Genomic DNA, 7,527 nt, shown 5'->3' on the forward strand with positions numbered 1-7,527 from the left:
GTCTGGTGCGGGAGTTTCCGGGGGTCACCCTGCTCGACGTGGATGCCATCCTCGCCCAGGTGCGCGAGGTGCTGACCCAGGTCACCCGGGCGGTGGAGCTGGTGCTGGGCTTCGTGCTGCTGGCCGGCATCAGCGTGCTCTACGCGGCGCTGACCGCAAGCCTGCCGGTGCGAGCCCACGAGAGCGGCCTGCTGCGGGTGTTCGGGGCCGGCAATCGGCTGCTCTCGCGGATGCAGGCGGCGGAATTTGCCGTGCTGGGACTGGCCAGCGGGCTGATGGGCGCTCTGCTGGCGGAGCTGGCGGCCGCCGGGATCTACCTGGCCTGGTTCGATCTGGCCCCCAGGGTCCATTGGCTGCTGTGGCTGACCCTGCCGCCGGCCGGTGCCCTGCTGATCGGCATTATCGGCCACCTGCTTTCCCGGGGCCTGCGCCGCCGGGCCCCGGCGGCCAGCCTCGGCCTGCTGGGCGAGACCTGAGAGGTCAAGTATGAAGACCGATACCCTGCGCGCCCGCCTGCTGGAGGCCCAGCTCGACCTTGCCCATCGCCGGGAGCGGGCAGTGATCCTGCTGCTGACCGGCCACGCCGTCACCTACAAGGGGCAGCTGGTCAACGAGCTCAATCACTGGCTGGAGAACCGCCATACTGAGGTGCATGCCCTGGGCCCCAGCAGCGAGGAGCGCGAGCGCCCCTACTGGTGGCGCTTCTGGCGACGCGTCCCCGACCGCGGCCGCATCGGCATCTTCATCCACGGCTGGTATGGCGACGCGCTCTTCGCCCGCGCCGAACGGCGCCTCTCGTCGGGTGCCTTCCGGGACAGGCTGGCGGAGATCCGGGCCTTCGAGGCCGAGCTGGCCGCCGAGGGCGTGGTGCTGCTCAAGCTGTGGATGGATATCGATCGTCGTGAGCAGCGTCGCCATCTGCAGGCGCTTCAGGCGGACCCGATCCGTGCCTGGCAGCTGAATACCACCGACTGGCAGCGCCATTTGCAGCATGCCGCCATCGGCGCCCTGGGGCACGAGATGCGCGACGCCACTGCGTCCGACCACGCGCCCTGGCGGCGGCTCGCTTTCCGCGACCCGACGGCGCAGCTCGAGAGGGTGGGGGGCCTGCTGCACGAGACCCTGGTCGCGCCGCCCGTGGCGCCCGCCGTCGTGCCGGATGCGGTGCCTGGCGAGGCGCCGGATGCGCCCTCGATACGCCGCGCCGACCCCCGGGGAGAAACCCCGCTCAAGAAGGCCAACTATACCGAACGGCTCGCCGAGGCCCAGAGGCGCCTGGCCATCAACGCTCGTGAGGCAGCCCGACGGAGAATCCCGGTGGTGCTGGCCTTCGAAGGGCTCGACGCGGCGGGAAAGGGGGGCAGCATCCATCGGATCACCGCGGCACTGGATGCCCGTCAGTATCGGGTCCATCGTATCGCTGCCCCCAGCGACGAAGAGCTGGCGTTGCCCTGGGCCTGGCGCTTCTGGCGTCGCCTGCCGGCCGACGGGCGCATCGCCATTTTCGACCGCAGCTGGTACGGCAGGGTGCTGGTGGAGCGGATCGAGGGGCTGGCCGCCGAGGCGGCCTGGCAGCGCGCCTATGCGGAGATCCGCGAGTTCGAGCGCCAGCTGCTGGCCCATGGCGCCGTGCTTGGCAAGCTGTTCCTGGCCATCAGTCAGGAGGAGCAGCTGCGCCGCTTCAAGGCGCGGGCCGCCACGCCCCACAAGCGCCACAAGCTCACCGACGAGGACTGGCGCAATCGCGAGCGCTGGGACGACTATCGGCAAGCCATCGACGAGATGTTCGCCCGCACCCAGGCGCCGGGCGCCGAGTGGGCGCTGATCGCTTGCGACGACAAGCGCCGGGCCCGGCTGAGGGTGCTGGAGAGCGTCAATAAGCGGCTCGAGGCACGCCTTGCCTCGCCCCTTTGAACTACGCTGTTGGGGCGTTTTTCCTATACATCGATCACACAGGAGGTGATTCCATGCGGTATGTCTCCCTTAGCGTCGCCACCCGCCGTATCGTCTTCCTGGCGCTGGTGACGTTGTTGCCTGCGATCTCTGCCCATGGCTCGACCGACCGCCTCGAGGCCGATCTGCGTGGCCTGTTTGGCGAACACGGTGAGGTCGAGATCGGTGAAGTATCGAGTGGCGTGCTGCGCTCCCAAGTCAGCGCCGAAGAGGTAGTGTTTCATGGCCAAGAGGGTGAGCGTTTGATGATCGATCGCTACGTGGTCAGTGGCGACTACGACAGCCCCGACGAGGTGACGCTGGAAGGGCTGCGCCTCGAGGATGACGTGTCCGAACTGGCACTGGTGGAGATCGAACGCATCGTCCTCGGTGAGCCATCGCGAGCCGTCTTTCCGTTTGATGACAGCCTGACCCCGCAGGACGTCCGCATCGCTACTCTGGCGATCGACGATATCATCTTGGATCTCTCGTCGGAGCTGGCCCGCGATGTGTTTGACGATGCCGAACTGGACGATGCCCTGGGGCGCATGACGATCGCCCGGGTGCGGGGCGAAGGGCTCAGCCACACGGCCATCGAGCGCTTCGAGATCGCTGACGTGTCGGGTATGGGCGAGAACCTGGGAGAGTTTGGCGCGGGTTCCTTCACGCTTGCCTCGCTGGTGCTCGAAGGCCTGCATGGCCTCGATGACGAAGAGGAACAGCGCCTCGATGCGCTGGTGCTCAGCGACCTGGTCGTCGATGCCGAGCGGCTCGTCGGACGCCTGGCGCGCTTGAGCGTCGACGGTGACTTCAGCGATGGCCAGGGCGGGGTGGTGATCGATGATTTCCAGGCGGACCTGGCGCGTATGATCGCACTGGCACCGGAGGAAGAGCGGGCCCAGTTGCGCATGGCCAGCAATGTGCTCACCGACGGTAGCGGTGACTTGCGTGTTGATGTCGCCCTGCTGGGTAACTGGGAAGAGGGCGAGACGCAAAGCCTTATCACCAGCGATAGCCATATCACGATCCATGACGCCCTGAAGCTGCTGGTCGATGTCGAATTGCCGGTGGTGCTGCCCGAGGGTGTCACCCCTGCGGCGGTGTTTGCCGACGATGACGTGCTGGAAGTGGCCACGCTGTTGGGCGGGAACCTCCGTCTGACACTCAATGAGCAGGGGCTGTTCGGTCGCATGGCCACCCTGGGGGCGGCCATGGAGGGGATCACCGAGAGCCAGTACCTCGAGCAGGCACGCACCCAGGCCGAGGGCTTCGGCATGATGTTCGGCCCTCAAGCGCAGCAGTTCCTGCTGGGGCTGGTGTCCCTGGCCGAAGGCGCCGCCGATGAGCTCGAGGTTGCCGTCACCCTGCCGGCGGAGAGCAACCTGGAAACCTACACCGGCGATCCCATGGCGTTGCCCGAGCGTCTCGAGATGCGCGTGGAAACGCGGTGAAAGACCCACAGAGCGAGTAGGCCCGATAAGCCGAAGGCGCCTCGGGCGTTGAGGCTAGGGGGACCACGAGCCGCCCGGTGTGCTGTCGCTTACCGGGCCTATGGCCGGTGTAGTGCCTGAAGGAAGGGTAGGCCCGATAAGCCGGAGGCGCATCGGGCGAGGAGACCGCGTCAGTCCCGCGGGTCCGCCCGGTGCGCTGTCGCTTACCGGGCCTACGGCCGGGTATGGCTCTCAGGGGTGGTAGGCCCGATAAGCCGGAGGCGCCTCGGGCGAGGAGGCCGCGTCAGTCCCGCGGGTCCGCCCGGTGCGCTGTCGCTTACCGGGCCTACGGCCGGGTATGGCTCTCAGGGGTGGTAGGGAAGATGAAAGGCGCACCCATTCGGGATGATCGCCTTTCATGTGAAAGCCGCCGGGGGCTGGGGTATCATGTGATCCCCAGATTCTCCCGTTTTGCGAGGTTTCCCGCCGATGTTCAGCCGTGACATGCAGATTGCCGGTTTCGATGACGTCCTGTTCGATGCGATGCAGAAGGAGGTCGCTCGCCAGGAAGCGCACATCGAGCTGATCGCCTCCGAGAACTACGCCAGCCCCCGGGTGCTGGAGGCTCAAGGTAGCCAGCTGACCAACAAGTACGCGGAAGGCTACCCCGGCAAGCGCTACTACGGCGGCTGCGAATACGTGGACATCGTCGAGCAGCTCGCCATCGACTACGCCAAGGAGTTGTTTGGCGCGAGCTACGCCAACGTCCAGCCCCACTCCGGTTCCCAGGCCAATGGCGCGGTGTTCCAGGCGCTGGTCAAGCCGGGCGATACCATCCTGGGCATGAGCCTCGATGCGGGCGGCCACCTGACCCACGGGGCCAAGCCCAACTTCTCCGGCAAGCACTATCACGCCGTGCAGTATGGCATCGACGACAGCGGCCGCATCGATTACGACGAAGTGGCCAGCCTCGCCCGCGAGCACAAGCCCAAGATGATCATCGCCGGCTTCTCCGCTTACTCACAGATCATCGACTGGGCGAAGTTTCGCGAGATCGCCGACGAGGTGGGCGCCTACCTGCTGGTCGACATGGCCCACGTGGCCGGCCTGGTCGCAGGCGGCGTCTACCCGACGCCGCTGCCCCACGCCCATGTGGTGACCACCACCACTCACAAGACCCTGCGCGGTCCCCGTGGCGGCCTGATTCTCTCTGCCGAAAATAATGCCGACATCGAGAAGAAGCTGCAGTCCGCGGTCTTCCCGGGCGGGCAGGGCGGCCCGCTGGAGCACGTCATCGCCGCCAAGGCGATCTGCTTCAAGGAGGCCATGGAGCCCGGTTTCAAGACCTATCAGCAGCAGGTGGTCAAGAACGCCCAGGCCATGGCCGGGGTGTTCATCGAGCGCGGCTTCGAGGTGGTCTCCGGCGGCACCGAGGACCACCTCTTCCTGCTCTCGCTGATCAAGCAGGGCCTGACCGGCAAGGACGCGGACGCCGCCCTGGGGCGCGCCCACATCACCGTCAACAAGAATGCCGTGCCCGGCGACCCGCAGAGCCCTTTCGTGACCTCTGGCCTGCGCATCGGTACCCCGGCGGTGACCACCCGCGACTTTGGCGAGACCGAGTGCCAGGAGCTGGCCGGCTGGATCTGCGACATCCTCGACGTCATGGCGGCAGGGGATGACACCGCCGCCATCGAGGCCGAGGTCAAGGCGAAGGTCGAGGCCGTCTGCACCCGCCTGCCGGTCTATCGCTGAGACGCCCTTTCGCTGACTGACCCTGGCTGAGGCCAGGGACCCTAGAGCGCCCCGCCTGGATGCCCCCTGGTGGGGCGTTTTCGTGTCCATTGCTGGTGCAGCCGCATCGGGGATGTGGGCGCGCCTCGTCATGCCCCCGCGAGCGGCCCGTCATTCCCCGCTTGAACCCGATCAGGGCGGCGATTCCCGACCTGCCCGAGCGCATGTTCCAGGCGGTGGAGTGGAACAACGCCGCTAATGTGACCAAAGTCTAAAGGCACGGAGGCAATATCTGGGCGACCCTATGTCCGACATAGGTTGAGTCAAGTCGTACAGGAGTCGCCGAGCGCCCATGCCATCGTGTCAGCCCCCGCCCGGGCGCAAGCTCGCCCACAAACCCGATATCGCCGAGGATCTCGCACGAGCCATCTTCGCCGGCGAGCATGCGCCGGGCGGTTTCCTGCCCCGGGAGCTGGATCTCTGCGCGCGCTACGGGGTCAGTCGTAGCACGGTGCGTAGTGCCCTGCAGCAGCTGGTCTCGGCGGGCATGATCATCCGTATCTCGGGGCAGGGCAGTCGAGTGCGCGAGCTCACCGACTGGCACCTGCTGGATCCTCGGGTCAGTGACTGGATGGCCCGCTTCGCCCAACCCAATCCACGCATCCAGCGCGATATCTTCGCCTTCCGCGTGGCCGTGGAGCCTTTCATGGCGCGACTGGCGGCGGAACATGCCACCGCCGCCGACCTGCTCGCCATCGAGACGGCCTGGCACAACATGATCCGTGCCCTGGAAGCGCCCGATCGGCGCTGCGAGGGACGCAGCCACGACGAGCACGATGTGGCCTTCCATGAGGCGATCTTTGCGGCCACCCACAATCTGCTGTGGGCCCAGCTCAGCCATATGCTCAAGCCGGCCATCGGCCTGCTGGTGGAGACGTCCAACCACAGCGCGGCCGAGCTGAGCGACAGCATGGAGCGCCATCGCCGGCTGATGGAGGCGGTCCGCCTGCGCCAGCCCGACGAGGCAGAGCAGGCGGCGCTCTCGGTGCTCGAGCGCACCGGGCTGGACCTGGGGTTCGAGAGCCTGTTCGACCATCGTCCGCCACGCCTGCGCCTGCCGGGCGCAGACGTCCCCGAACCGGGTTGACCGGTTCGCCTCGCACGCGGTGTCCCGCACCGACAACAACAACCGTCATGAGCCATAGAAGGAAACGCACCATGAAAAAGACCACGCCACGCTCCGCCTTTGCCCTCAAGGGCCTGACCGCCGCCATGCTCGGCGCGTTGGCCTTCTCCGCCCAGGCTGCCGAGTACGAGTGGACCTTCCAGACCTCCGAGACCTCGGGCGAGCCGCAGTTCGAGCTCAAGAAGGCCTGGGCCGAGAACGTCAACACCATGTCCGACGGGCGCATCGAGATCGAGATCCTGCCGGTCAATGCGGTGGTCCAGGCCAACCAGACCCTGGATGCCGTTCAGTCCGGCATCCTCCAGGGCCACCTGACCGACCCCAGCTACTTCTCCGGTCGCGATCCGGCCTTTGGCATGCTCGGCAACCTGGTGGGCGCCTGGGGCGACCCGCTGGAGTTCCTGGAGTACATGAACCACGGTGGTGGCGAAGCGCTCTACAATGAGCTGGTCAACCCCTATGGCGTGCAGTTGATCGGCGCCGCCGCCACTGGCCTGGAGTCCTTCCCCTCCAAGCGCCCGATCCGCACCGTGGAGGACCTCGAAGGGCTCAAGGTCCGCGCGCCGGAGGGCATGGTCTACAACATCTTCGAGAAGGCCGGCGCTGCCCCGGTGAACCTGCCGGGCTCCGAGGTCTACACCTCGCTGGAGAAGGGCGTGATCGATGCTGCCGATTACACGGTGTTCTCCACCAACCACAGCCAGGGGCTGCACAGCTTCGCCAACTATCCCAACTATCCGGGCTTTCACTCGCTGCCGATGGTCTCCGTGTCGCTCAACAAGGAGATCTGGGACGGCCTGCCGGAGGATCTCCAGGCGATACTGGAGACCTCGGTGGACAAGCTGGCCTACGAGATGGTCTTCGAGCTCAAGAAACTGGACCTCGAGGCGGTGGCCGAGGCACGTCAGGATCCTGAGATCGAGTTGATCGACATGGCACCGGAGGAGCGCGCCAAGTTCCGCAACATCGCCAAGGAAGAGTGGTCTGTCTGGGCCGAGCGCAGCGAGATGAACCAGAAGGTCTACGACTCCGTGGTCGAGTTCCTCCAGGCCCGCAACCTGATGTAAGCCGGCCGACATCCACCCCCTGGCAAGCCGAACATCGTCCGGGCCGAGCCCGGACGATGTGTGAAGAGAGCCGTCATGACCCAACCTTCTCCCGACAACCGCGACCCGGCCGAGCTGGTCGATCCGGTCGAGGAACTCGGCCCCGAACGTACCGCCCTGGACCGCCTGGTGGCCCGGG

At 66.6% G+C, this 7,527-nt stretch carries 6 protein-coding genes; all 6 read left to right on the forward strand.

All coding sequences use genetic code 11. The features are described from left to right. Nucleotides 1–476: FtsX-like permease family protein (locus RI841_RS12580; RefSeq protein WP_310705951.1), on the forward strand; the 476-nt coding region annotated here is incomplete at its 5' end. Between the two features lie 10 nt (nucleotides 477–486). Beyond that, complete coding sequence (locus RI841_RS12585) at nucleotides 487–1,914, forward strand: polyphosphate kinase (protein WP_310705952.1); 1,428 nt, start codon at nucleotides 487–489, stop codon at nucleotides 1,912–1,914. Between the two features lie 53 nt (nucleotides 1,915–1,967). Next, nucleotides 1,968–3,383 (forward strand): hypothetical protein, encoded by a 1,416-nt coding sequence (locus RI841_RS12590; RefSeq protein ID WP_310705953.1) that lies wholly within the window; start codon nucleotides 1,968–1,970, stop codon nucleotides 3,381–3,383. A gap of 468 nt (nucleotides 3,384–3,851) precedes the next feature. Continuing rightward, nucleotides 3,852–5,117: a serine hydroxymethyltransferase gene (gene glyA / locus RI841_RS12595; RefSeq protein ID WP_310705954.1), complete on the forward strand. Its 1,266-nt coding sequence runs from the start codon at nucleotides 3,852–3,854 to the stop codon at nucleotides 5,115–5,117. A 331-nt stretch (nucleotides 5,118–5,448) separates the two neighbouring features. Beyond that, nucleotides 5,449–6,243: a FadR/GntR family transcriptional regulator gene (locus RI841_RS12600; RefSeq protein ID WP_310705955.1), complete on the forward strand. Its 795-nt coding sequence runs from the start codon at nucleotides 5,449–5,451 to the stop codon at nucleotides 6,241–6,243. 71 nt (nucleotides 6,244–6,314) lie between these two features. Further along, nucleotides 6,315–7,349, forward strand: a complete 1,035-nt coding sequence (locus RI841_RS12605) for a TRAP transporter substrate-binding protein (RefSeq protein WP_310705956.1) — start codon at nucleotides 6,315–6,317, stop codon at nucleotides 7,347–7,349. Nucleotides 7,350–7,527 lie beyond the last annotated feature (178 nt).

The sequence above is a fragment of the Halomonas sp. genome (assembly GCF_031581305.1).
GTDB lineage: Bacteria > Pseudomonadota > Gammaproteobacteria > Pseudomonadales > Halomonadaceae > Halomonas.